The 25150-nt window shown below is 62.1% G+C and carries 23 protein-coding genes; 21 read left to right on the plus strand and 2 right to left on the minus strand.

The annotated features are described in order from the left end of the window. The 13 genes from HMPREF2967_RS08755 (at position 1) to HMPREF2967_RS08810 (ending at position 11122) form a co-directional block, all read left to right on the plus strand. The gene (locus HMPREF2967_RS08755; RefSeq protein WP_046648931.1) at positions 1-573 is read left to right on the plus strand and encodes a F0F1 ATP synthase subunit B; all 573 of its coding nucleotides are present in this window, start codon (positions 1-3) and stop codon (positions 571-573) included. 6 nt (positions 574-579) lie between these two features. Further along, complete coding sequence (locus tag HMPREF2967_RS08760) at positions 580-1395, plus strand: F0F1 ATP synthase subunit delta (RefSeq protein WP_070563259.1); 816 nt, start codon at positions 580-582, stop codon at positions 1393-1395. 60 nt (positions 1396-1455) lie between these two features. Next, complete coding sequence (gene atpA / locus HMPREF2967_RS08765) at positions 1456-3096, plus strand: F0F1 ATP synthase subunit alpha (protein WP_070525183.1); 1641 nt, start codon at positions 1456-1458, stop codon at positions 3094-3096. 56 nt (positions 3097-3152) lie between these two features. Next, the gene (locus HMPREF2967_RS08770; RefSeq protein ID WP_070531166.1) at positions 3153-4136 is read left to right on the plus strand and encodes a F0F1 ATP synthase subunit gamma; all 984 of its coding nucleotides are present in this window, start codon (positions 3153-3155) and stop codon (positions 4134-4136) included. 3 nt (positions 4137-4139) lie between these two features. Next, positions 4140-5588: a F0F1 ATP synthase subunit beta gene (gene atpD, locus HMPREF2967_RS08775; protein WP_070528745.1), complete on the plus strand. Its 1449-nt coding sequence runs from the start codon at positions 4140-4142 to the stop codon at positions 5586-5588. Positions 5589-5598: 10 nt separating this feature from the next. Beyond that, positions 5599-5967: a F0F1 ATP synthase subunit epsilon gene (locus HMPREF2967_RS08780; RefSeq protein WP_070686084.1), complete on the plus strand. Its 369-nt coding sequence runs from the start codon at positions 5599-5601 to the stop codon at positions 5965-5967. A gap of 198 nt (positions 5968-6165) precedes the next feature. Continuing rightward, entirely contained in the window at positions 6166-6651 is a 486-nt protein-coding gene (locus HMPREF2967_RS08785) for a DUF2550 domain-containing protein (protein WP_070531163.1), read from the plus strand. Between the two features lie 23 nt (positions 6652-6674). After that, positions 6675-7367 (plus strand): endonuclease NucS, encoded by a 693-nt coding sequence (nucS, locus tag HMPREF2967_RS08790; protein ID WP_010187052.1) that lies wholly within the window; start codon positions 6675-6677, stop codon positions 7365-7367. Beyond that, positions 7367-7651, plus strand: a complete 285-nt coding sequence (locus HMPREF2967_RS13455; RefSeq protein WP_083312608.1) for a hypothetical protein — start codon at positions 7367-7369, stop codon at positions 7649-7651. The genes nucS and HMPREF2967_RS13455 overlap by 1 nt, the downstream gene beginning before the upstream one ends. Positions 7652-7661: 10 nt before the next feature. Beyond that, positions 7662-7970, plus strand: coding sequence for a thiamine-binding protein (locus HMPREF2967_RS08795; RefSeq protein ID WP_070525199.1), 309 nt, complete (start codon positions 7662-7664; stop codon positions 7968-7970). Then, positions 7967-8896: a tetratricopeptide repeat protein gene (locus HMPREF2967_RS08800; RefSeq protein WP_070686091.1), complete on the plus strand. Its 930-nt coding sequence runs from the start codon at positions 7967-7969 to the stop codon at positions 8894-8896. Before HMPREF2967_RS08795 ends, HMPREF2967_RS08800 begins: the two co-directional genes overlap by 4 nt. 202 nt (positions 8897-9098) lie before the next feature. Continuing rightward, positions 9099-10676 (plus strand): peptide ABC transporter substrate-binding protein, encoded by a 1578-nt coding sequence (locus tag HMPREF2967_RS08805; RefSeq protein ID WP_070686093.1) that lies wholly within the window; start codon positions 9099-9101, stop codon positions 10674-10676. A gap of 47 nt (positions 10677-10723) precedes the next feature. Then, a complete protein-coding gene (locus HMPREF2967_RS08810) occupies positions 10724-11122 on the plus strand; it encodes an arsenate reductase/protein-tyrosine-phosphatase family protein (protein ID WP_070531156.1) in 399 nt (132 codons plus the stop codon). A 91-nt stretch (positions 11123-11213) separates the two neighbouring features. Here the strand turns inward: HMPREF2967_RS08810 and glgB are convergent, their stop codons facing one another. Together glgB and HMPREF2967_RS08820 are read right to left on the minus strand one after the other, a co-directional pair. After that, positions 11214-13334: a 1,4-alpha-glucan branching protein GlgB gene (gene glgB / locus HMPREF2967_RS08815; RefSeq protein WP_070686094.1), complete on the minus strand. Its 2121-nt coding sequence runs from the start codon at positions 13332-13334 to the stop codon at positions 11214-11216. A 106-nt stretch (positions 13335-13440) separates the two neighbouring features. After that, entirely contained in the window at positions 13441-15447 is a 2007-nt protein-coding gene (locus HMPREF2967_RS08820; protein ID WP_070686098.1) for a maltotransferase domain-containing protein, read from the minus strand. Between the two features lie 132 nt (positions 15448-15579). Here HMPREF2967_RS08820 and HMPREF2967_RS08825 point away from each other — a divergent pair, with 132 nt between their 5' ends. From HMPREF2967_RS08825 to HMPREF2967_RS08860, 8 genes are all read left to right on the plus strand, one after another. Further along, on the plus strand, positions 15580-16377 hold the full coding sequence (locus HMPREF2967_RS08825; protein ID WP_369816032.1) for an ABC transporter ATP-binding protein: 798 nt from the start codon (positions 15580-15582) through the stop codon (positions 16375-16377). Positions 16378-16427: 50 nt separating this feature from the next. Beyond that, positions 16428-17255 carry an NUDIX hydrolase gene (locus HMPREF2967_RS08830; protein WP_070531149.1) on the plus strand — a complete coding sequence of 276 codons (828 nt, stop codon included), beginning with the start codon at positions 16428-16430 and terminating at the stop codon, positions 17253-17255. 11 nt (positions 17256-17266) lie between these two features. Continuing rightward, positions 17267-18418, plus strand: coding sequence for a THUMP-like domain-containing protein (locus HMPREF2967_RS08835; RefSeq protein WP_070531148.1), 1152 nt, complete (start codon positions 17267-17269; stop codon positions 18416-18418). A gap of 34 nt (positions 18419-18452) precedes the next feature. Then, entirely contained in the window at positions 18453-19253 is an 801-nt protein-coding gene (locus tag HMPREF2967_RS08840; protein ID WP_070531147.1) for an electron transfer flavoprotein subunit beta/FixA family protein, read from the plus strand. Positions 19254-19265: 12 nt separating this feature from the next. After that, positions 19266-20225 carry an electron transfer flavoprotein subunit alpha/FixB family protein gene (locus tag HMPREF2967_RS08845; protein WP_070531146.1) on the plus strand — a complete coding sequence of 320 codons (960 nt, stop codon included), beginning with the start codon at positions 19266-19268 and terminating at the stop codon, positions 20223-20225. After that, positions 20225-21361, plus strand: a complete 1137-nt coding sequence (locus tag HMPREF2967_RS08850; RefSeq protein ID WP_070531145.1) for a cysteine desulfurase family protein — start codon at positions 20225-20227, stop codon at positions 21359-21361. The genes HMPREF2967_RS08845 and HMPREF2967_RS08850 overlap by 1 nt, the downstream gene beginning before the upstream one ends. A 90-nt stretch (positions 21362-21451) precedes the next feature. Further along, positions 21452-22705, plus strand: coding sequence for an alpha/beta hydrolase (locus tag HMPREF2967_RS08855; RefSeq protein ID WP_070531144.1), 1254 nt, complete (start codon positions 21452-21454; stop codon positions 22703-22705). Beyond that, positions 22686-25094, plus strand: a complete 2409-nt coding sequence (locus tag HMPREF2967_RS08860) for a bifunctional lysylphosphatidylglycerol flippase/synthetase MprF (RefSeq protein ID WP_070686102.1) — start codon at positions 22686-22688, stop codon at positions 25092-25094. The genes HMPREF2967_RS08855 and HMPREF2967_RS08860 overlap by 20 nt, the downstream gene beginning before the upstream one ends. The last annotated feature ends 56 nt before the right edge of the window (positions 25095-25150 follow it).

Below are 25150 nucleotides of genomic sequence, written 5' to 3' on the forward strand. Positions count from 1 at the left end.
ATGAACAACGTCATTTACTACCTTGCAGCAGAGGGAAGTGAGCACCTGCCGCTGGAGAGCGGCAACTCTATCCTTCTGCCCAAGATGTACGACTTGGTCTGGTCTATCATTCCGTTCGCCATCATCCTGATTGTGTTCTGGAAGCTTGTTCTTCCGGCATACAACAAGATGCTGCAGGAGCGTGAAGACCGGATCGAAGGTGGCCTTAAGCGTGCGGAGGCTCAGCAGGCCGAAGCAAAGGCCGCTCTGGAAAAGTACAATGCTCAGCTCGCTGATGCTCGAGCAGAGGCTGCGGAGATCCGCGAGCAGGCGCGCGAGCGCGGCAAGCTGATCGAGGCAGAGGCTAAGGAAGCTGCAGAGGAAGAGTCTCGTCGCATCCTGACCGCCGGCGAGAAGCAGCTTGAAGCTTCCCGTGCACAGGTCGTGTCTGAGCTGCGTTCCGACATCGGACAGAACTCCATCAACCTGGCAGAGAAGCTGCTCGGCGGCGAACTTTCGGACGCCACCAAGCAGTCCTCCACGATTGATAACTTCCTGTCCGAGCTCGACACTGTGGCACCGGCCGGAAAGTAGGCAACGATGAAGGCAGCTAGCCGCGAAGCACTCGCTACCGTTGAGTCCAAGCTGGATGAGTTCCTCTCCGGCGACCGCTCGGTGGCGACTGCTACCCAGGCAGGCCAGGACCTCTTCGAGGTGGTCCGCGTCCTCGACGGTGACCGCGAACTGCGTGTCGCGCTGACCGACGACGCCGCTACCTCCGAGGAGCGCAAGTCCCTGGCCCAGACCCTTTTCGGCGGAAAGGTCACCCCGGTTGCACTCCAGGTGCTGCAGGAGGCCGCCGCCGCACAGTGGTCGACGCCGCGTGATATCGCCCGTGGCCTCATCATCCTCGGCCGCCGTGCACTGCTGCGTGGCGCTGAGTTTGAGGGCAAGCTGGGCCAGGTGGAAGACGAGCTCTTCTCCCTGTCGCGCGTGCTTGACCGCGAAGGCGAACTGACCCAGCTGCTTTCAGACCGTACTGCTACGTCCGATCGCAAGGTCGGGCTGCTGGCAAGCGTGCTCTACGGCAAGGTCACGATGGTTACTGAGGCGCTTGCGCTGCAGGCCATTGGCCGCCCGGAGCAGAACCCGATTGATGATCTCGCCGGTTTGGCGGACACCGCAGCCAAGCTGCAGGGCCGTACCATCGCGCGAGTGACCACCGCGGGTGAGCTGAACGATAGCCAGCGGGCAGCACTCGCTGAAAAGCTGGGCAAAATTTATGGTCGTGCGATGTCCATCCACTCTGAGGTTGACACCAGCCTCCTCGGTGGTATGACCATCCGCGTCGGCGACGAAGTCATCGATGGCTCGACGGCAGGCAAGATTGCTCGCCTTCGTGCGCAGATGGCATAAGCCGAAACGACAGAAACGATTAAGTAATTGCTGGAAGATACTACCGAGAGCAGGAAGAACATGGCGGAGCTGACGATCTCCTCCGACGAGATCCGTAGCGCGATTGCGAACTACACCTCGAGCTACTCCGCGGAGGCCTCCCGTGAGGAGGTCGGCGTGGTCATTTCGGCAGCTGACGGTATTGCGCAGGTTTCGGGCCTGCCGTCCGTCATGGCGAATGAGCTGCTCGAGTTCCCCGGCGGCGTGATTGGCGTCGCACAGAACCTTGACACCAACTCCATCGGTGTCGTGGTCTTGGGCAACTTCGAGTCGCTTAAAGAAGGCGATGAGGTCAAGAGGACCGGCGAGGTTCTCTCCATCCCTGTGGGCGAGGAATTCCTCGGCCGCGTAATTAACCCCCTGGGCCAGCCGATCGACGGCATGGGCCCGATCACCGCTGAAGAGGACCGCGTCCTCGAGCTGCAGGCACCGTCCGTGCTGCAGCGTCAGCCGGTGGAAGAGCCGATGCAGACCGGCATCAAGGCTATTGACGCGATGACCCCGATTGGTCGCGGTCAGCGTCAGTTGATCATTGGTGACCGTAAGACGGGTAAGACCGCTGTCTGTATCGACACCATCCTGAACCAGAAGGCTAACTGGGAATCTGGCGACAAGAACAAGCAGGTCCGCTGCATCTACGTCGCCATCGGCCAGAAGGGCTCCACCATTGCTGGTGTGCGCCACACCCTGGAGCAGCACGGCGCACTGGAGTACACCACCATCGTGGCGGCTCCGGCATCCGACGCCGCCGGCTTCAAGTGGCTGGCACCGTTCTCCGGTGCAGCTCTGGGTCAGCACTGGATGTACCAGGGCAATCACGTCCTGATCATTTACGATGATCTGACCAAGCAGGCTGAGGCCTACCGTGCGATTTCCCTTCTTCTGCGCCGTCCGCCGGGCCGCGAGGCTTACCCGGGCGACGTCTTCTACCTCCACTCCCGTCTGCTGGAGCGCGCTGCGAAGCTCTCCGACGACATGGGTGCAGGTTCCATGACCGCATTGCCGATCATTGAGACCAAGGCGAACGACGTCTCCGCCTTCATTCCGACCAACGTTATTTCTATTACCGACGGCCAGGTCTTCCTGGAGTCCGACCTGTTCAACCAGGGCGTCCGTCCGGCAATTAACGTCGGTGTGTCGGTCTCCCGTGTTGGTGGTGCCGCACAGACCAAGGGTATGAAGAAGGTCGCCGGTAACCTGCGTCTTGAGCTGGCTGCCTACCGCGATCTGCAGGCCTTCGCGGCCTTCGCATCCGACCTGGATCCGGCCTCCAAGGCTCAGCTGGAGCGCGGTGAGCGTCTCGTCGAGCTGCTCAAGCAGTCCGAGTCCTCCCCGCAGCCTGTCGAGTACCAGATGGTGTCCATCTTCCTCGCAGACCAGGGCATCTTCGACGTCGTTCCCGTCGAGGACGTACGCCGCTTCGAGAAGGAGCTGCACGATCACCTCAACTCTGCAACCCCGCAGGTGTTCGAGCAGATCCAGGGCGGCACCGCTCTGACCGACGAGTCCAAGGATGCACTTGTTGCAGCAGCTAAGGACTTCACTCCGTCCTTCCGCACGACCGAGGGCCACAACCTCGGCACCGAGGCGCCGGTTGACCCGCTCGCCGCGGATGACGTGAACAAGACCGAGCTCAACGTCTCCCGCAAGACGGCCAAATAGAGTTTCGCACGCTCTAAGAATTAACCGTCTAGAAAAAGAAGGGAGGAGCGAACACCATGGCTAATCTTCGTGAACTGCGTGACCGTATCCGGTCCGTCAATTCCACCAAGAAGATCACCAAGGCACAGGAGCTCATTGCTACCTCGCGCATTACCAAGGCTCAGGCCAGGGTAGAGGCGTCCCAGCCTTATGCACGTGAACTGTCCAACGTGCTCAACAAGCTGGCGGCGCACACGTCCCTGGATCACCCGATGCTCCGGGAACGCGAAGATGCAAAGGTGGCCGCCATTCTCGTGGTCTCTTCGGACCGCGGTATGTGCGGTGGCTACAACAACAACATCTTCAAGAAGGCGGCCGAGCTGGAAGCCCTGCTCAAGAGTGAGGGTTTCGAGACCGTCCGCTACGTGACCGGCAACAAGGGCGTTGGCTTCTACAAGTTCCGTGAGGCCGAGGTCGCAGGCAGCTGGACTGGATTCTCGCAGGATCCGACCTGGGAGAAGACGCACGACGTGCGTCGCCACATCATCGACGGCTTCGTTGCCGGTTCGAATGGCCAGGCCAAGACCCGCGAGGGTATTCACGTGGAGGGCGAGACCGTTCGCGGTTTCGACCAGGTCCACGTTGTGTACACCGAGTTCGAGTCCATGCTGACCCAGACCGCGCGTGTGCAGCAGCTGCTGCCGGTGGTACCGGTTATCGAGGAAGAGGACTACAACATGGGTGAGTCCGCGCTTTCCGACGCCGAGCCGAACAATCAGATCACTCCTGATTACGACTTCGAGCCGGATGCGGACACCCTCATGGACGCACTGCTTCCGCAGTACGTGTCCCGCCTCCTGTTTGCGATGTTCTTGGAGTCCTCGGCCTCCGAGTCCGCCGCACGCCGTACCGCAATGAAGTCTGCAACTGACAACGCAACCGAGCTGGTCAAGGACCTCTCGCGCGTGGCCAACCAGGCCCGTCAGGCGCAGATTACCCAAGAAATCACAGAGATCGTCGGTGGCGCTGGGGCGCTCGCCGAAAGCGCAGAAAGTGACTAGATTATGACTACAGCTCTGCAAGAGCAGAACACACAGTCGTCGGCTACCGCCGGCCGTGTGGTGCGTGTCATCGGTCCGGTCGTCGACGTGGAGTTTCCGCGTGGCGGGCTGCCGGCACTGTACAACGCACTGACCGTCGAGGTTTCCCTCGAGGCTGTTGCAAAGACCGTCACCCTTGAGGTCGCTCAGCACCTCGGTGACAACCTCGTCCGTGCCGTGTCCATGGCTCCGACCGACGGCCTCGTCCGCGGTGCCGCCGTGACCGACACCGGCAAGCCGATTTCCGTCCCGGTGGGCGATGTGGTCAAGGGCCACGTCTTCAACGCCCTCGGTGACTGCCTTGACCAGCCGGGTCTGGGCCGTGACGGTGAGCAGTGGGGCATCCACCGCGAGCCGCCGGCATTCGACCAGCTGGAAGGTAAGACCGAGATCCTGGAGACCGGTATTAAGGTCATCGACCTGCTGACCCCGTACGTGAAGGGCGGCAAGATCGGCCTCTTCGGTGGTGCAGGTGTGGGTAAGACCGTTCTTATCCAGGAGATGATTACTCGTATCGCACGCGAGTTCTCCGGTACCTCCGTCTTCGCCGGCGTCGGCGAGCGCACCCGTGAGGGCACCGACCTCTTCCTCGAGATGGAGGAGATGGGCGTTCTTCAAGACACCGCACTTGTCTTCGGCCAGATGGACGAGCCGCCAGGAGTCCGTATGCGCGTGGCTCTGTCCGGCCTGACCATGGCGGAGTACTTCCGCGATGTTCAGAACCAGGACGTGCTGCTGTTCATCGACAACATCTTCCGTTTCACCCAGGCCGGTTCTGAGGTGTCGACCCTGCTGGGCCGTATGCCTTCTGCCGTGGGTTACCAGCCGACCCTGGCTGATGAGATGGGTGTGCTGCAGGAGCGTATTACCTCCACCAAGGGTAAGTCCATTACCTCCCTGCAGGCCGTGTACGTGCCGGCCGATGACTACACCGACCCGGCTCCGGCGACCACCTTCGCCCACCTCGATGCCACCACCGAGTTGGACCGTGGTATTGCTTCGAAGGGTATTTACCCGGCAGTGAACCCGCTGACCTCTACCTCTCGTATTCTGGAGCCGTCCATCGTGGGCGAGCGCCACTACGAGGTGGCACAGCGTGTCATCGGTATTCTGCAGAAGAACAAGGAGCTCCAGGACATCATCGCCATCCTTGGTATGGACGAGCTGTCTGAGGAAGACAAGATCACCGTTCAGCGTGCTCGCCGCATCGAGCGCTTCCTGGGCCAGAACTTCTTCGTCGCAGAGAAGTTCACCGGCCTGCCGGGCTCCTACGTGCCGCTGGCCGATACCATCGATGCTTTCGAGCGCATCTGCAACGGCGAATTCGACCACTACCCGGAGCAGGCCTTCAACGGCCTGGGTGGCTTGGACGACGTCGAGGCTGCGTACAAGAAGCTGACCGAGAAGAAGTAGGGAGAGGCACATGGCTGACATCACCGCCGAATTGGTTTCCGTCGAGCGCCTGCTGTGGACCGGAAAGGCCACCATGGTGACGGCTGAAACCACCGAGGGTGAGATCGGCGTGCTTCCTGGCCATGAGCCCATGGTCGGTCAGTTGATCGACAATGGTGTAGTGACCATCCACCCGGCAGACGGCGAGCGTCGCGTCGCCGCTGTCCAGGGTGGCTTCCTCTCCGTGTCCGAGAACAAGATCACCGTCCTCGCCGATTGGGCCATCTGGGCTCGCGAGGTCGATGAGGCTCAGGCGCAGGAAGACCTGAAGTCTGAGCGCGAGCTGACGAGGTCCCGTGGCGATGCCGCATTGCGCGCCGTCCGCCGCCTCAACAGCTAACGGATGAGCGGAGAGGGAAACGACGGGCAGCAATGACCGCCCTTCCCACTCTCACCTAGGAACCCCACACCCTCGCTATGAGGGGGTGGGGTTCCTTCGTGATCTGCGCCAAAGGTCAAGCAAGGACTAGCATTGTTTCCTCCGCGAGCGGTAGAATCAACGCAACGTTTCTTACTCGCGGTGAAGGAAATCAACCCCATGAACTCTCAGGTGCTCCAAGGGCTATCTATTCTTTTAGGTCTGTGCGCACTGATTCTTCTGGTTGTCGTCATTCTGGCCGCAGTACGGTTTTTTACGGTGCGTTCCCGCGGAACGAGCATCCTTCTGCGCCGGCTTCCTTCGAAGGACTCCCATACGTGGCGCCACGGCCTCGTGCGTTATGACGGCGAGTACATGGAGTACTTCAAGCTTCGCTCCGTATTGCCGCGCGCCAACAAACGCTTTAATCGCCTCGACATCGAACTGGGCAGCACCCGCCCAATGGATGATGACGAGGCTTCTTTTATGCCCTCTGGTCACCAGATCATCCGGATTAGCATCGATGGGCGGGACTATGAGATTGCCTCTGATGCGCACGGAATCATGGCCTTGAATGCGTGGGTGGAATCGGCGCCGTCGAAGCGCCAACAGAAGTTGGATTATCGCCAGATGCGCCAGCGAGCTACCCGCTTACCAAAGAAGTAGCGCCCAACGATAGGGTAGAGGGCATGCGTGTTGTCATCGCCCAATGCTCCGTAGATTACGTAGGCCGCCTCGACGCCCACCTTCCCATGGCGGACCGTCTCATCCTCATCAAAGCCGATGGTTCGGTGTCCATCCATGCGGATGACCGTGCCTATAAGCCGCTGAACTGGATGACTCCGCCGTGCACCTTTGAGGAGTCGGCGATTGAGGATATCGACGGCGAGGACACAGGAGAGAAGCTGTGGCTGGTAGAAAACCCGAAAGGTGAGCAGCTGCGTATCACCATCGCCCAGATCCACCAGGAGATCGACATGGATCTGGGAGAAGACCCCGGCTTGGTCAAGGATGGCGTGGAAGCCCACTTGCAGGAGCTGTTGGCGGAACACATCGAAACGTTGGGGGAGAAGTATTCGCTGGTGCGCCGCGAGTACCCCACCGCGATTGGTCCGGTAGACATCATGGCCAAGAACTCTAAGAATGAATTCGTAGCGGTCGAGGTCAAGCGCCGCGGCGGAATTGATGGCGTCGAGCAGCTCACGCGCTACCTTGAGTTGCTCAACCGCGATGACTTGCTAGCACCGGTCCACGGTGTGTTCGCAGCGCAGGAAATCAAGCCCCAAGCGCGGACCTTGGCGGAAGACCGCGGTATCCGTTGCGTCGTCCTGGACTACCAAGAGCTGCGCGGCATCGAGTCCAATGAGCTGCGGTTGTTCTAGTGCCACGCCGCAACCGCAGAATTCGTGAGAAGCCACGGTCACTGCCGCGCGATGGAAGCTCGTTCCTCGGCTCCCAGACGGTACCCGGTCCGCGCTGGACCAATGGGGAGCCATTCCTCATGCGGCACGTCGGTAGTGCCGCCGCCCAGAAGTACTACGTGTGCCCGGGATGCAACCACAACATCCCTCCTGGGGTGGCGCACATTGTTGCGTGGCCGCGGGATACCGGTGGGCGCGCTGACGACCGTCGCCATTGGCACCGGCACTGCTGGGAGCGGCGGTAGGATAGCGGGCATGATTGTTGCCTTTTCCGTAGCCCCCTCCGTCGTGGGTGATGAACGCGCCGAGATGTCCGAGGCCGTCGCCGAAGCCGTGCGTGTGGTCCGGGCCTCCGGCCTGCCCAATGAGACCAATGCGATGTTTACCCTTGTCGAAGGTGAGTGGGATGAGGTCTTCGCGGTTATCAAGGAAGCCACCGATGCCGTGCGCGCGGTTTCGCCGCGCACCAGCCTGGTGATTAAAGCCGATATCCGCGAAGGCGTGACCGGGCAGATAACCCAAAAAGTAGATTCCGTTAATCGTTACCTGGAGGAGAATAAGTGACCGGACCGTACGTAGGAGGAGCCCTCGACCTCGGCGCCATCAAGCAGCAGGCGGAGGCGCGGGCGCAAGCTCAATCCGCAAATGCCGGAGCTGCTAACTCCGGCGGAGGAATTGCCCCTTTCTTCGAGGTCACCGAGCAGAACTTCGAGAATGACTTGGTGCGCCGCTCCGCCGAGGTGCCCGTCATCGCCCTGATCGGCTCGCCGCGCTCCCCAGCCTCCGAGCAGCTCAAGAAGGACTTCGAGGAGATGGCGGCTGCCGGTGGGCTGAAGTTCATCGTGGGCTATATCAACGCTGATGTCGTGCCCCAGGTGGCGCAGGTCTTCGGCGTGCAGAATCTGCCGACCACCGTTGCCATCGCAGCCGGCCAGCCCGTCACCAACTTCGAGGGCGGGCAGCCGCGCGAGAACCTGGAGCAGTGGGTAGCGGCGATCGTCGACAAGCTCGGCCCCCAGCTCAAGGGTTTGCCTGACCAAGATGTGGCGGGGGAGAGCCCAGAGGAAGAAGCAGCAGATCCGCGCCTGAGCCTGGCTGAGGACGCGCTCAACCGTGGCGATTTCGACGCTGCCATCGCTACCTACGAGGAGATTTTGGCCGCCGAGCCGGACAATGCCGAGATTAAACAGGCGCGCGACACCACTGTGCTGCTCAAGCGCTTGGACCCGGCTAACCGTAGCGAGGATCCCATCGTCGCTGCGGATGCTGCCCCAGAGGACGTGTCAAAGCAACTCGACGCCGCCGACGCGGAGGTCGTCGCCGGTGCCCCTGACCGAGCTTTCGAGCGCCTCATTGAGGCCATGAAGCGCACCGCTGGGGATGAGAAGGAACAGCTCAAGACCCGCCTCTTGGAGCTCTTTGGACTCTTTGATTCCGGTGACCCGCGCGTACTGGCCGCACGCACGAAGTTGGCCAGCGCGCTGTACTAAAGACGCGTATTACTAGCGCCTAGCTTGTGCCGGGCCCGAGAACGACCTTCCCGGACTATCGCGGGATGGACCCTCAGGATGGCTCAGTTGAGTCCTCTCCTGAGGGTTTTTGCGTTCAAGAAATTATGTGACCCAACTCATGTTAAATTCCTTCTAGTGTCATGTAGCACAATAATTGTTTGACTCTTTCAGGAGGACTCTCATGCGCAAGCTCCTCGGCGCCGTCGGCGCCGCCTCTCTTGCTCTTACCCTTGCCGCCTGCGGAAGCGATAGCTCCGATAGTGCCGGCAGCTCCAACTATGTTCGCGTGCTCGGTACCGAACCGCAGCAGGGGCTCATTCCCGCGATGACGAACGAGAACGGCGGCGGACGCATCGTCGACATGCTGTTTTCCGGGTTGGTGTACTACGACGCCGACGGCAACGTGCACAACGAAATGGCCGAGTCCATCGACAAGGAAGGGGAGAAGACCTACAAGGTCACGCTCAAGCCGGACCTGAAGTTCTCCGATGGCTCTGCTGTGACCGCGGTTACCTTCGTCGATACGTGGAACTACGCGGTGGCCAACGAGCAGCTCAATGAGAGCTTTTTCTCCTCCATCAAGGGCTACGGGGAAGGCGTCAAAGAAATGGAGGGCCTCAAGGTCATCGATGAACGCACCTTCACCATCGAACTCACCCAACCGGAGAGCGACTTTCCGAGCCGCTTAGGCTACAACGCTTACTTCCCAGTCCCCGCGGCCGCGCTGGAGGACCCACAGGGCTTTGGCGAATCCCCGGTGTCGAACGGCCCCTACAAGATCAAGGAATGGAACCACAACCAGAACCTGATCATCGAGCCGAACCCGGAGTACAAGGGCGACCGCGCAGCGCAGAACGACGGCATCGAATTCGCCTTCTACGCCGATTCCAGCGCGGCCTACATGGACCTGTTGGCGAATAACCTCGACGTGCTCGAAGCCATTCCTTCGTCTGCCTTCGGCAGCTATGAGCAGGACCTGGCCGGCCGTCAGGAGACCAAGCCGGCCGCTACCTATCTGGAGATGTCCATCCACATGGAGACCCCGCACTTTAGTGGGGAAGAAGGCACGCTGCGCCGCAAGGCAATCTCGATGGCTATCAACCGTGAGGAGATCGCGGAGACCATCTTCCATGGCACCCGCACACCGGCCCGCGAGTTCACGTCACCGGTGCTGAACGGATACAACGACAGCCTGCCCGGTTCGGAAAACCTGGACTATAACCCGGAGGAGGCGAAGAAGCTGTGGGCGGAGGCCGATAAGATGTACGGTGCTTTTGAAGGCTCGTTCCCGATCAACTACAACACCGATGGTGATAACAAGGACTGGGCCGATGCCGTGGCTAACAACATCAGCAACACGCTGGGAATCCAGGCCATGGGCAACCCTTACCCGGACTTCAAGTCCTTCCGCGATGCCTACCGCACCGAGCGGATGGATGGCGCCTACCGCACGGCGTGGTTCGCCGACTATCCCTCGATGGGTAACTTCCTTGGGCCAAACTTCACCACGGGTGTAGCTTCCAATGACTCGAAGTACTCCAACCCGGAGTTCGATGAACTGATTGTGAAGGCCAACGGCGCCGCAAATGAGGAGGAAGCCGCGAAGCTCTACAACCAGGCACAGGAGCTGCTGCTGCGTGACCTTCCTTCAATCCCGCTGTTCTACCCAAACGTGGTCGGCGGCTGGTCCGAGAACGTCCAGGACGTGACGTTCAACTGGAAGTCCCTGCCGGTGTACTACGCGGTGAAGAAGAACTAGGGATCTGGCCCTACAGGCACACCGAAATATGACTAAAGTGCGGAGGCATGACCTCCGTACTTTTCCTTTGCAATACCAACCGCGGTAAGTCTCAGATGGCGGCTGCCTTAGCTAAGAAGCATGCGCCCGATTGGGAAGTTCACTCCGCAGGCGTAAAGACCACTGAACAGCATCGTGCGCAGGGCGTGAACGCCGAGGCGCAGGCCTCTCTTGCAAAGGTTGGCGCCGACATGTCAGGAACGCCAACGTTGCTTGATGCCGGCCTCGCGTCTTCGGTGGATCACGTCATCATCGTTGGTGATGCCGACTATGACGGAGTGGCTGAGCGTTGGGAGATTGAGGACCCGTCCGTGCGTGGTCTAGAGGGAGGGGAGCGAATGGATGCGTTGCGCGATGACATTGATGCTCGCGTAAGAGCTTTCCTCGATACTCACGCACAAGACTGAAAACTGCAACTGCCCGAGTTGCCAAAACTAGCGGCTGGAATTCGATCTCAGCGGTGATCTTTGGCAGGTCGGGCAGTTGTGTTCTTAGAAACTAGCCGCGGAAGGCATACCACTGCACCGAGTTGGCCGGCAGGTGTAGCTGTACGTGGTTGTCTTCGGAGCGCACGCGGTGGGCAAGGTCGTTGCCAGCACCTTGGTAGACGGAGTCGTCTGTGTTGATGACTAGCTCCCACTCGCCATCGCGCGGTACCCAGAGGTCGTAGTTCGGCACCGAGCTGCCGGAGAAGTTGCACACTGCCAACACGGCGGAGCCGTCCTTGCCATAGCGGACGTAGCCGAGCATGTTGTTATTGGCGTCGTCAGCCTTCACCCACTGGAAGCCATCCTGCGTAAAGTCTTGTGTCCACAGGGCTGGCTGTTGCTTGTACACCGCGTTGAGGTCGCGCACCAGACGCTTGATGCCGTGGTGCCACTCGTTGCCCCAGCCCTCCAAGTTGGCCCAGTCTACGGAGTGGCCCTCTGCCCATTCGGTGGTCTGGCCAAACTCCTGTCCCATGAACATCAGCTGCTTGCCCGGGTGGGAGAACATGTAGCCGTACAGCGCGCGCAGGCCCGCGGCCTTGTTCCAGTCATCGCCCGGCATGCGCTCCCACAAGGAGCCCTTGCCGTGGACCACCTCGTCGTGGCTAAACGGGAGCACGTAGCGCTCCGAGTAGGCGTAGACCATAGAGAAGGTGAGCTCGCCGTGGTGGTAGCGGCGGTGAATCGGCTCGTGCTTGAAGTACTCCAGGGTGTCGTTCATCCAGCCCATGTTCCACTTCAGGCTAAAGCCTAGGCCGCCCTCATGCGTCGGGGCGGTCACACCTGGCCAGGAGGTGGATTCCTCTGCGATGGTCAGCACGCCCGGGTGGTTACGGTTCAGCGTGGCGTTGGTCTCCTGGAGGAATTGGACTGCCTCCAGGTTCTCGCGCCCGCCGTAGATATTGGGCAGCCATTCCTCGCGGGAGTAGTCCAGGTAGAGCATGGAAGCAACGGCGTCGACACGCAGGCCATCCACGTGGAACTCCTCGGCCCAGTACAGGGCGTTAGCCACGAGGAAGTTGCGAACCTCGTTGCGGCCGAAGTCGAAGACGTAGGTGCCCCAATCGGCCTGCTCACCGCGGCGCGGGTCCGGGTGCTCGTAGAGTGCCTGCCCGTCGAAGCGGCCCAGCGCCCATTCGTCCTTGGGGAAGTGCGCGGGCACCCAGTCGATGAAGACGCCGATGCCAGCGTTATGCAAGTCGTCGATAAGCGCGCGCAGCTCATCCGGGGAGCCCCAGCGCGCGGAGGGAGCGTAGTAGCCGGAGACCTGGTAACCCCAGGAACCGCCGAAGGGGTGCTCGGCCACGGGCAGCAGCTCCACGTGGGTAAAGCCGTGCTCAACCAGGTAAGGGATGAGCTCTTCACGCAAGCTGTTGTAGTTGGCGCCTACCTTCCAGGAGCCGACGTGGAGCTCGTAGACACTCATCGGGACGTCGAGGTCCCCGGTGCGCTTGCTCATCCACTCTTCATCGCTCCACTTGAAATTGGAGCGGGCCACCACGGAGGCGGTCTCCGGCGGGGCAATGGTGCGCTTGGCCAGGGGATCCGCCTTATCAATGCGCTGGGAGTTCTTGCCGTGGACCGCAAACTTATAGCGCTCGCCTTCGCCCACACCGGGGATGAAGACCTCCCAAATGCCCGTGGAGCCGAGGCTGCGCATGGGGTACTGGGTAGGGTTCCAGCCGCAGAAGTCACCGACCACGGCCACGCCCTCCGCGTTGGGCGCCCATACGGCAAATGCGGTTCCTTCGACCTCACCCAGGTCGGTGGTGTAGCTCTTGAGATTTGCACCCAGTACTTCCCAGAGGCGCTCGTGGCGGCCTTCCCCGATGAGGTGCTGATCCAATGTTCCCAAGGTGGGCAGGAAGTGATAGCCGTCCGCTACCTCGATGGCGGGCTGGCCCGGGTAGGTGATGCGCAGGCGGTAGTCTGCTTCCTCTACGAGCGGGGCCTCCCAGATATCATCCCCAACCGCGCGCATGGCGACGGTTTCAGTGGCGGTGACGAGCTCGACGGCTTCGGCACCGGGGCGACGAGTGCGGACGGTTCCGTCGTGCCAGCCATAAAAATCATGGGGCGCGTGGTGGCGGCAGTTGTTAAGGCGTTCGAGGTCTGAGGCCGGGATGTTCATACAGACCAAATTACCGAACAACACCCGCTCGCGGGGCAGAAAAGAAACCCCGCGCTACCCACGAAGGGGGTACGGGTTCAGCGCGGGGTTTCAGGGGCCTAAGAACCTAGGCGCGGTAGTCGTTCACCCGGCGCCAGGCAATGTGCTCCTGCAGGTCATGGTGGGCTGGCGGGAGGATGAAGATGTGGGCGACGTCACGTAGTGGCTCCAGGCGCACGAAGTTGCGGTCGGACCACTCGTAGGCTGCACCACTGATGGTGTCCTGCACCGTGAAGTGTTCACCCGGGTGGCGGCCCACGGCGGCCAGATCCACAAAGACCGTGGCCTCCTGAGCATTGCGCGGATCCAGGTTGACCACCACGAGCACCACGTTTCCGGTAGCGGGATCGGCCTTGGAGTAGGCGATGATGGCCTCGTTATCCGTGTTGTGGAAGCGCAGCGTGCGCAGCTGCTGGAGGGCCGGGTTTTCGCGGCGGATGAGGTTGAGCAGGCGGATATAGGATTCCAGGGAATCACCGGACTTGACGGCGGCCTGGAAGTCGCGCGGGCGCAGCTCGTACTTCTCCGAGTCGAGATATTCCTCGCTGCCCGGCTTGACGGCCTGGTGCTCGTAGAGCTCGAAGCCCGAGTACACGCCCCACAGCGGGGAGAGAGTCGCAGCCAGCGTAGCGCGAATGGCGAACATGGCGCGCCCACCGGTCTGCAGGGATTCGTGGAGAATATCCGGGGTATTGACAAAGAGGTTGGGGCGGCAGATATCGGCCTGCTCCACGTGCATCTGCGCGAATTCGGTGAGCTCGTGCTTGGAGGTCTGCCACGTGAAGTAGGTATAGGACTGCGTAAATCCAGCCTTGGCCAGGCCGAACAGGCGCGGGGCGCGGGTGAAGGCCTCGGCGAGGAAGATGACCTCCGGGTGGGTGACGTGCACCTTGGAAATCAGCCAATTCCAGAAGTTAGCCGGTTTGGTGTGCGGGTTGTCCACGCGGAACGTATGCACGCCGGCCTCGATCCAGATCATGACGATGCGATAGATTTCCGCGTAGATGGCGTCCGGGTCGTTATCGAAGTTCAGAGGATAGATGTCCTGGTACTTCTTCGGCGGGTTCTCCGCGTAGGCAATGGTGCCATCGGCCAGGACGGTGAAAAATTCCGGGTTGGTCTTAGCCCACGGGTGGTCCGGGGAGGCCTGCAGAGCCAGGTCCAGGGCCACCTCCAGGCCCAAGTCAGCGGCCTTCTTGACCAGCTCCTTGAAGTCCTCCATGGTGCCCAGGTCCGGGTGCGTGGTGGAGTGATCTTGGATGGCCCACGGCGAGCCCACATCATCGGGCTCAGCCACCACCGAATTGTTGCGGCCCTTGCGGTGCACCTTGCCAATGGGGTGGATGGGTGGGAAGTAAACGGTATCGAAACCCATGGCTGCCACTCGCTCGAGTGCCTGTGCCGTGGTCTTAAATGTGCCGTGCACGGGGTTGCCCTCGTCATCCCAGCCACCGGTGGAGCGTGGGAAGAGCTCGTACCAGGAGCTGTAGAGGGCCTCGCGGCGTTCCACGAGGACCTCGTGAATGTCACCCTCCACCAGCAGGTGCCGCAGGGGGTGGTGGTGGAGGACGTCCGCGACCTCGTCGGATAGCGCGGTGCGCACGCGCTTGTCGACGTCCCCCGTTTCATCCTTCAGCTCCTTCGCCGCCTTAAAGAGCAGATCCGCCTTGTCGCTCGGGCACTGGATTGCCGCCTCCTCGAAGAGCTCGGCACCGTGCAAGAGATCGTTGCTGAGCTCCTGCGTGGATTGACCGGCCTCCATCTTCTTGACCACCGCGTTGCGCCAGGTGGACATCGGATCCGACCAGGCATCGACGCGGAAGAACCAGCGGCCGGCGGTGGCCGGGCTAAACACGCCGTGGACCCGATCCGGATTCTCCGGATCCACCGTCATGGTTACGGCAGAAGTGGACGGGGAGTCAGTGTTCCACACCGACAGCGTCGCGGCGACGGCATCGTGGCCCTCACGCCACACCAAGGCGGTGACAGGGACAACCTCTCCGACTACAGCTTTCGAGGCTGCGTTATGGGAGAGGGAGGGGCGGACATCGTCGATACCAAGGCGTTGAGTCATGCCCATAGAATAATGCAGCTGTGGCAGTTTCACCGGGGAAGGCTGTGTCAGTTTCACCGGGGGCGGAAGGTTTCGGCCACAATGGTGCGTGTGAACACTCCAGAGCAACAAAGCCAGCAAGACCCTGAACTGATGGACACCGACGAGGATTGGTTGATTGACTTCCGCGGCGTCGAATTGCGACGGGGCGGACGCACGCTGGTGGGGCCCATCGACTGGCAGGTGGAGCTCGACGAGCGCTGGGTTATTATCGGCCCCAACGGTGCGGGCAAGACCTCGCTGGTCCGGATAGCTGCCGCCGAAGAGTTTCCGTCCGCGGGCGTGGCCTACCTGATGGGGGAGCGGCTGGGCAAGACAGATATGCGCGATCTGCGCGCAGCCATCGGCATTTCCTCCGCCGCCGTCCAGCACCGCATCCCGGACAATGAGCGCGTGGATGATCTCGTGGTCTCCGCCGGCTATGCCGTGCTTGGACGCTGGCGCGAGGATTACCAAGACATGGATTTCTCCCGAGCAGATGACATCCTGGCTCAAGTTGGCGCATCCCACTTGGCCAAGCGCACCTGGGGCACCCTTTCCGAAGGCGAGAAGAAGCGCGTCATCCTCGCCCGCGCGCTCATGGCCAACCCGGAGCTGCTCATCCTGGATGAGCCCTCCGCCGGCATGGACTTGGGTGGACGCGAGGACCTGGTGGGCTACCTCGGGGACCTAGCGCTCGATGCGGATGCCCCGGCGATTGTCATGATCACCCACCACGTGGAGGAAATACCTTACGGGTTTACGCATGCGATGCTCTTGGATGAGGGTAAGGTCGTGGCCAAAGGACTCATTAATTCTGTCCTGACGTCGGAAAACCTCTCCAAGGCCTTCCACCAGCCCATCCAGGTGGATCGCATTGGGGAGCGGTACTTCGCCCGGCGCACCCGCTAATCTCTAGTTCACCCCAAGAATTCTGCTCCTTCGCGGGCACGGAAAGTTGCATGAGCCAGTCCATCCACGACAGCCTTGACGCCATCGACCCTGGCGAAACCACCGGCTTCAATGGGGCACGCTTGGCCGCTACCGTCCTCCTGTTGCGCGATACCGCAGAGGGTCTGCGCGTGTGGATCCAGGAACGCGTGCGCACCATGCGCAATTACCCCGGCCACGTCGTGTTTCCCGGCGGCGGGGTAGACCCGCGTGACTTCCCACCCCGCACCTGGGACTCCGGCGAACTGTGGGCAGGCCGCTCAGTGGTGTCCATGGCACGCCGCATGGGTGTCACCAAGTACAAGGCCCACGCCCTTGTCTTCGCCGCGGCCCGGGAACTTTTCGAAGAGGCCGGCACGCTGCTGGCCATCCGCGAAGACGGCCTAGTCTCCGATGCCTCGCGCTATCACCGCGAGCGCGAGCTACTGGAATCCCACGAGATTTCTTTTACCGAATTCCTGGAACACAACGGCATGCGTGTCGACGCCGACATGTTCCTTCCCTGGTCCCGCTGGGCAGGCGAGGACAATAACCACTGGTTCGACACCTTCTTTTTCATCGGTGTGCTTCCCGAGGGCCAAGAACCGGATGGCGAAACAGGGGAGGCCGATGACGCCGGTTGGTTCGACCCACAACTGGTACTCGACGGCTGGCGCGCCGGGCTGGTACGCCTAGCCATCCCCACCTGGGCGCAGCTCAAGCGCCTCACGTCCTATTCCAGCGTCAAGGAAGTCTTGGACGATGCCTCCTTCTCCGATCTGCGCCCCATCATCGGGGATCCCCGGGACGATGAACGCTACCGCGAGTACTTCACCACATTCCCCGTCAACCGCATTTAGAAAAGCACACCATGAGCTACACGCTGGACGAAGTCGCCTTCCTGCGCGAGAATGCAGCCGCCATCGACGCCGCCGCGGCGGACCTGGAGGGAACAAAGAAGGCACACCTGAGGGACGTCGCCAAGCTGCAGGCCCAGTTCGGTGATTATGGGCGCGCCGTAGCTGAGCTCATCCAAGCACGCAGTTCCGGAAAGCTGCCGCAGGATTGGCTCATGGACCACGACTCTGCACAACAGGCCACGCCACCTGCGGTGGCGGCTTACCGCGCACAATTCCTCCAGGAGCGCAACGTGGACCTCGTCCACGACCTCACGTGTTCCATCGGCACCGAGGGGCAGGCTTATCGTCCCGGCGCTTATGTGGGCAGCGACCTTGACGCCTCGCGCGTAGCCATGGCGCGGCACAACATTGAGCACCCCGTCTTTCGCGCAGATGCTCTGACCACCACGACCACCGCCCAGGTCTGCATCGCCGATCCCGCCCGGCGCCAAGGCGGCAACCGCATCACCCGGCTTGACCAACTGCTACCACCACCGGCAGACCTGCTAGCTACCCACGGTGAGATGGCCATCAAATGCGCGCCGGGAATCGACCACTCCGAATGGGAGGGGCTGGCCTGCGTGGTCAGCCTCGACGGCGGGGTGAAGGAGACCTGCCTGTACACCCCGGGGCTGGGAACGGGGAAGAGGGCAGTGGTCCTCACCACCACGCCCGAAGGAATACACACGGACGTCATTGATGACGGCATCGCAGAGCACGAGCTTCCCGACGCCGGCCCCATCGGCCGCTTCCTCATCGACCCCGACGGCGCCATCGTGCGCGCCGGGCTGGTGCGCCACTACGCCGCGCGGGAAGGCCTGCACCAACTGGACCCGCGCATTGCCTACCTCACCGGTGACCGCCTGCCTCACGGCACGTCCGGATTTGAATTCATCGAGATGGTCCCCATGAAAAAGCTCAAGGCGGCCATGGTTGCCCATGATGTTGGCTCGCTGGAAATCCTGGTACGCGGGCAAGATGTCAACCCGGATCAGTTGCGCAAGAAGCTCAAGCTGAAGGGTTCAACGGCCAAGACCCTCGTGGTCACGCGCATCGGGGCGAAGGGAGTCGCGGTGTTGTGTGGACCGCGAGTAGTATCGTCCGAAGGTAATTACGCACCCTAATAGTTTCAAAATTTACGGAAGGGGAAGTGCCCACATGCCAGTCATTGTGGCTCTGGTCAAGCACGTACCGGATACGTGGTCAACGAAGACCCTCGAGGCGGACCACACCTTGGACCGCACCTCGGTGGATAACGTCATCGACGAGGTCAACGAGTACTCCGTCGAACAGGCCCTGCGCCTGCGCGACGATAACGCTGATGCCGGCTATGAGGTCGTGGCGCTTACCATGGGCCCGGCCGCTGCCGATGAGGCCCTGCGCAAGGCCCTGGCCATGGGCGCGGATCACGCCGTGCACGTGACGGACGACGCCCTCGCTGGCGCCGACGCCCTGGCTACCGCCTGGGCCCTCAACGCAGCCATCAACAAGGTGGCCGAGAAGTTCGGCGAGGTCCAGGTCATCACCTTGGGCAATAATTCCTCGGATGCCTCCACCGGTCTTATCGCAGGACTCTTGGCCGAGTACCGCCAGCTGCCCGCGCTTACTGAGCTCAAGGCAGCCTCCCTGGCTGGGGCCACCGCCACCGGCACCCGCGAGGACGCCCACGGCCACTGGGAGCTTAGCGCTAACCTTCCGGCCATCCTGTCCTTTACCGACAAGGCTGACAAGCCGCGCTTCCCCAACTTCAAGGGCCTGATGGCCGCCAAGAAGGCTGAGGTCACCACGCTCGCCGTGGCGGACCTGGGCATCGACGGCGTGCCGTCCACCACCACGGTTACCGCCTCCGCGCAGCGCCCGGCCCGCACCGCCGGTGAGGTCATCACCGATCCTGATCCGGCCGTGGCTGCCGCCAAGGTCGCGGACTTCCTGGCCGCCAAGAATCTCATCGAGGGTTAAAGGAGAAAAGATATGTCTCACGTTTATGTCCTGGTTGAGCACGAAGCAGAGCAGCTCAGCCCCGTTACCGGCGAGCTCATCACCGCCGCCCGCGCACTTGGTACCGTCTCCGCCGTGGTCGTGGCCAAGGACGCCGCCACCGCCGCCTCCTTCGACGCCGAGTTGGGCAACCTCGGTGCAGCCCAGGTAGTTCAGGCCACCGCCGCGGACTATGAGCAGCGCATCGTTACCCCGGAGGTCGACGCCCTCCACGCCCTGGCCGCCAACAACCCGGCGCCCATCGTGCTGGCCGCCACCCCGACCAACAACGAGATCGCCGGCCGCCTCGCCGCCCGCCTGGGCTCGGGCGCCCTGGTCAACGTCGACGGCATCAACGCTGACGGCACCGCGCACCACACCATCTTCGGCGGCTCCTACGAGACCTCCTCCACGGCCACCGGCTCTGTGGTCTACACCCTGCGCCCTGGCTCCGTGGCTGCTGAACCCCAGCCGGTCACCGCGGCACCCGCTCCCTTCGAACTGCCCGCCGCCACCGCGAAGGACGTCATCGTCACCACCTTCACCCCGGCGGAGAAGACCGCCCGCCCGGAGCTGACCTCCGCGAAGGTCGTCGTCGCCGGCGGCCGCGGCGTGGGCGACAAATTCGCCGACGTGGTGGAGCCGCTTGCCGACGTCCTCGGTGGCGCCGTCGGCGCCACCCGCGACGCCGTGGATGAGGGTTTCTACGACCCGGCCCACCAGGTGGGCCAGACCGGCGTGACCGTCTCCCCGAAGCTCTACATCGGCCTGGGTATTTCCGGTGCAATCCAGCACACCTCCGGCATGCAGACCTCGGAGACCATCGTTGTGGTCAACCAAGACCAGGACGAGCCGTTCTTCCAGATCGCCGACCTCGGCGTGGTGGGCGACCTCCACGAGATCGCCCCGGCGCTGGTCTCCGAGCTTGAGTCCCGCAAGGGGGCCGGCAACTAATGCCTCGCTACCTCGATTACGCAGCTACCCAACCCATGCGCCAGTGTGCCATCGACGCCTGGGTCGACGCCGCCGGGTCCCTGAACCCCGGCTCTGCCTATGGCTCCGGGCGCAAGGCGCGCTCCGTGTTGGATGACGCCCGCGAGACCGTCGCCGAGCTGCTGGGCTGCGAACCCATCGAGGTAGTTTTCACCTCCTCCGGCACGGAGGCCGACAACATCGCAATCCAGGGTCTCTTCCGTGCTGCGCAAAGCGCAGCACCGGAGGCGGAGAAGCACATCATCTCGACCCCCATCGAGCACCCCGCCGTCCTCGAGACCGTGGACAAGCTGCGCGCTGAGCATGGCGCTACCGTTGACCTGCTTCCGGTTGATTCCACCGGCCACGTCAGCGACCTCGCAGCCCTGGATACCCCGGCCGCGGTGGCCACCTGCATGTGGGCCAACAACGAGACCGGCGCCATCCAGCCGGTTGGGGACATTATCCAGCGCGCCGCCGCGCAGAACACCCCTGTGCACATCGACGCCGTGCAGGTCACCGGTAAGCTGCCCATCAATTTTCATGAGCTGGGTGCCACCACATTGGCGGCCAGCGCCCACAAGTTCGGCGGGCCGCGCGGGATTGGCCTGCTGCTCGCGCGCCGCACCCCGGCGCCTCAACCCATCGCCTTCGGTGGCGGCCAGGAGCGCGGCATCCGCCCCGGAACCGTGGACGTGGCCAGCGCGAGCGCACTCGCCGCGGCCCTGCGTGAATCTGTCGCGGACATGGAGCAGGAGACCGCTCGCCTGAGCGCACTCCGCGACAAGCTCAAGGCCGGCATTGAGGACAGTATCGACAACGTCATCATCAACTCCGTCGAGCCCACCTTGGCTTCCCACCTGCACGTGTCCTTCCCTGGCACGGATGGGGACAGCCTCATCATGCTGCTGGATGCCGCCGGTATCGAAGCCTCCGCCGGCTCCGCCTGCCACGCGGGTGTTAACCGCATGTCCCACGTGCTCGAGGCCATGGGCATCGACGAGGAACACGGACGCGGCTCCCTGCGCTTTAGCCTGGGACGCCTCACCACCGAAGAGGACATTGACGTGGTCCTGGCAGAGCTTCCGGAGATCATTCGTCGCGCTCGTTCGGTTTAGCGCAAGTATTCAATCAAGATCACAGCTATTCGGGCATATTCACAGGGAGACTACAGCGCTTTCGCCACGGCGTGGGTCTATGTTTAATCCGTGAATAACTTCATCCAGTCTGTGCTAGGCCTACCGCTGACGGACCCCGTGAACGGTGGGATCTACATTGCTATCTTGGTCATCAGTGCGCTGCTCATTGCGTGGCGCCTGCGCAAACGCGATGTCGTGTCCTTCCTTCTCGCCGCAGTCATTGCCACCGTGGCATTCTTCGTGCTCAAGCACTGGGACGTCCCGTTCTACCTCTTTGTTGCCGGGCTTGTCCCCATTGCAGCGCTCATCTCCCTCATTCACCATGCGGGCCGACGAGTCCTCATGGCCGTGATTGCGGCATTCTCGGCACTTGCGGTAGCCGGTCTGGCCAATATGGAGTACCAGTCCTATCCGGACATCGCCTCGCTCGATCCCACGCCGGTGGCCCAAGAGATGGACTACAGCCAATTCAAGGCCATGAAATCCTCGGATTCCGCTGTGATTGTGCACGTGGATCTTCCGGGTGCCATCTCAGGGTTCAGCGCGCGCCAGGCCATTGCCTACATCCCGCCGGCCTATTGGAGCAAAAAGGATATAAACCTTCCCGTTCTAGTCCTGCTCCACGGCAACCCGGGTGGTCCGGAGCAGTGGTTCGGCTCCGGCGAGGCGGCCGAAACCGCCGATGCCTTCCAACGCGCCAATGGGGGACTAAGCCCCATCGTCGTGGCGGTCGATGCCACCGGCAGTGAGACCGCCAACCCCATCTGCGCGGACACCTCCGTGGCCAAGGTCATGACCTACCTAACGACCGACGTGCCGACAGGAATCAAGACCGCTTTCCGTGTCGACGAGAATCAACAACATTGGACCGTCGCTGGTTTGTCATACGGAGGGACGTGTTCACTACAGATCCTCACCAATCATCCCGAAGCCTATGGCCAGGCAGTGGACATCTCCGGCGAGGCCGAACCCACTATTGGAAACCACGCCGCCACCGTGTCCAAGTTCTATGGTGGCGATGAAGCCGCCTACCAAGCCGCTAATCCTGCACACCTGCTGGCGACGAAAAAGTACCCCGATCACCAGGCCATCTTCATCGCCGGTAACCGGGATACTGCTGCGGTGAAAGCGCTCGGCCAACTGAACGACGCCGCACGAGGCGCCGGCATGGCCACCTACTACACTTCCCGCCCGGGCGGCCATTCCTTCGAGGTGTGGCGTCCCGCCCTGCGCGAAGTATTTGCCTGGGTTGCCCGCCGGGGCGGGCTGGCAGACCTCACCGATTCTTTCGATGGAGTACAAGATGCAGATCTTCAGCGCTAACAACCTCCGACACCTCGCGCGGCGCATTCCGGTGACGTGGGTGTTGATCCTTCTGATGTGGGTATTGGTCATCGTGACCTACGCGGTTCCAGGGCTGGCGGGCATTACGCAAACCATCGGCCTGACCGGCCGTACTTTCGGCGCAGTTGTGGCACTCACCCTCATGGCCCTAGCTTTCGTTCTTCCTTCGGAATACCGGTTGGGCTCCGTGCGGACACTTGCCGTTGGTATTGCCGCGCAGCTTATCTCCGTTCCCGTGGCCTATGTGGCCGCCCACGGGATCGAAGAAATCGGCCTCAACCGCTGGGGTGATGATCTTCTGAGCTCCACTGATTTATCACCCATCGGTTTCATAGTGGGCACAGCCGGCTTCGCTTCTGCGTGGATGCCGCGCCTCTGGCAGCGCCGCGTACGCCTCAGCATCCTCGCCCTGACGCTCACCATGGCCCTGTATGGCGGTACTTTGAGCGATGCCCTCGGCGTGAGCGCCTCGGTGCTGTCCATCGCGGCCGGTATCGCATGGAGTGTCTTTGTGCCCCGCACGAGCGCGCAGCGCCCAGCCGCTTTCCATCGTGCCTCGGTGCCCGAGCGCCGAGTTCTCACCGCGCTCATCGTGGGAGTGGTAGCCATCGGCCCAGCCTTCGTGGCGCTCGACCCACTGGCGGAAGGGCCCTTCAGCCCAGTCACCCGGCTGATGTGGTCCTTCAACTCTGCTGCTTATCACGCCACTGAGATCTGCCAGGCTGACCCCACAAGCCAGGCCTGCCAAGCTGCCCTTGATTTCGCCCGCGTCCACGGCGTGGGTCCGGCCATCGCCAGCGTCATGCCGCTCATCATCCAACTCGTACTGTGCTTCGGCCTCATCCGCGGACGCCGTCTTGCGTGGTTGCTATCCGTCCTTACCCAGGTACTCGTCATCGCTGTGCTTCTAGCTCAGCTGTGGGACTTTAGCCAAGAAGGCCTTGTGCTCTACGGCGTGAATCTCGCCGCTGTGGTCCTGCCCTGGGCCACCTGCTTCGTCGTGCTCATCTGGAACCGCCGCGTGTTCCACATCCACGAAAGTGTGCGCGCGCTGGGCCGAGCCGCAGGAAAGATCGCAGCTGCCTTTGTCATCACGGCCGCTCTTTGGGGCGTTGGCGCACTACTTTTCAAGGACGGCTTCGTCGAGACAGCCACTGCCGGATCGATCCTGGCCGAACTCCCTCTGCGCTATGTCCCGCCAGTCGTGGCTACGCTACTTCCGCTCAAGCTCGCGCCGACCACCTGGTTGACGTGGGCTTTCTACGAGTGGGTCGGCACTCTGTTCTGGATGTACACCTCCTGGGTGGTCTATCGCATGTTCGCTACTCCTGCGAACCCCGAGGCCGCTGAGGTTCGTGACCACGCTCGCGCCATCCTGGAGCAGGGCAGTGGTGACCACCTCTCCGCTATGACCCTGTGGAAGGGGAACCGCTACTTCTTTAACGACAGCAACTACGTGGCCTACCGCGTCCACAACGGCATTGCACTCAGCCTCGGCGAGCCGGCGGGCAATGACCCGCAGGCCACCGCAGCGGCCTTCGAAGAATTCGCCCGCGAACAAGGCTGGCGCCCGGCCTGGTACTCGGTACGGGAAAGCTTTACCCGTCCCGGCTTCCGCCGCCTCGAAGTAGCTGAGGAGGCCGTCCTGGACACCTCTAACACGGAGTTCAAAGGCAAGAAATTCCAGAACATTCGCACCGCCCGCAACAAGGCCGGCAAAGAGGGCGTCACCACGCTGTGGACGGAGTGGAAGGACCTCGATCTTGCCACCCGCAACAAAATTGCCGAGCTCTCCGAAGAATGGGTCTCTGACAAAGCTCTCCCAGAGATGGGCTTTACTTTGGGCGGTGTTAACGAGCTGCGGGAGGAAGGCACCAAGCTACTGCTCGCGCTGGGGGAGGACGGCACGCTGCACGGCGTGACATCTTGGCTCCCTGTTCGTGAGAACGGAAGCGTGGTGGGCTACACCCTCGACGTCATGCGCCGCGCCGACCACGGCTTCAAGGGGGCAATCGAGCTACTCATCTCTGAGGCTATGATCATCGCCGCCGGCGAAGGCTGCGCCTGGATTTCGCTCTCCGGCGCGCCCCTGTCAGGTACACCAGAGGAACCCGGGCTTCTCGACGCCCTCCTCACCCGCCTCGGCGAAGAAATGGAACCCCTCTACGGCTTCCGCAGCTTGGCTGCCTCCAAACGCAAGTTCCAGCCGGAAGAGCACAAGTGGTACCTGGCCTACAACGATGAGCTGGCACTGCCCGCCATTGGACTCGCCGTCGTTCACGCCTATGTGCCCGACATGCGCGCAGCCGACGCCGCCCGAGCTGTGAAGACCTGGCTGGCTGAGCGTAAACAAGCCAAAGCGGAGTAAAGCGCAACGGAACCCAGCAAAGCAGATCCACGCTAAGACCAGTGTGTTGACAGAAC

The organism is Corynebacterium sp. HMSC059E07 (assembly GCF_001814395.1).
GTDB classification, from domain to species: domain Bacteria; phylum Actinomycetota; class Actinomycetes; order Mycobacteriales; family Mycobacteriaceae; genus Corynebacterium; species Corynebacterium hesseae.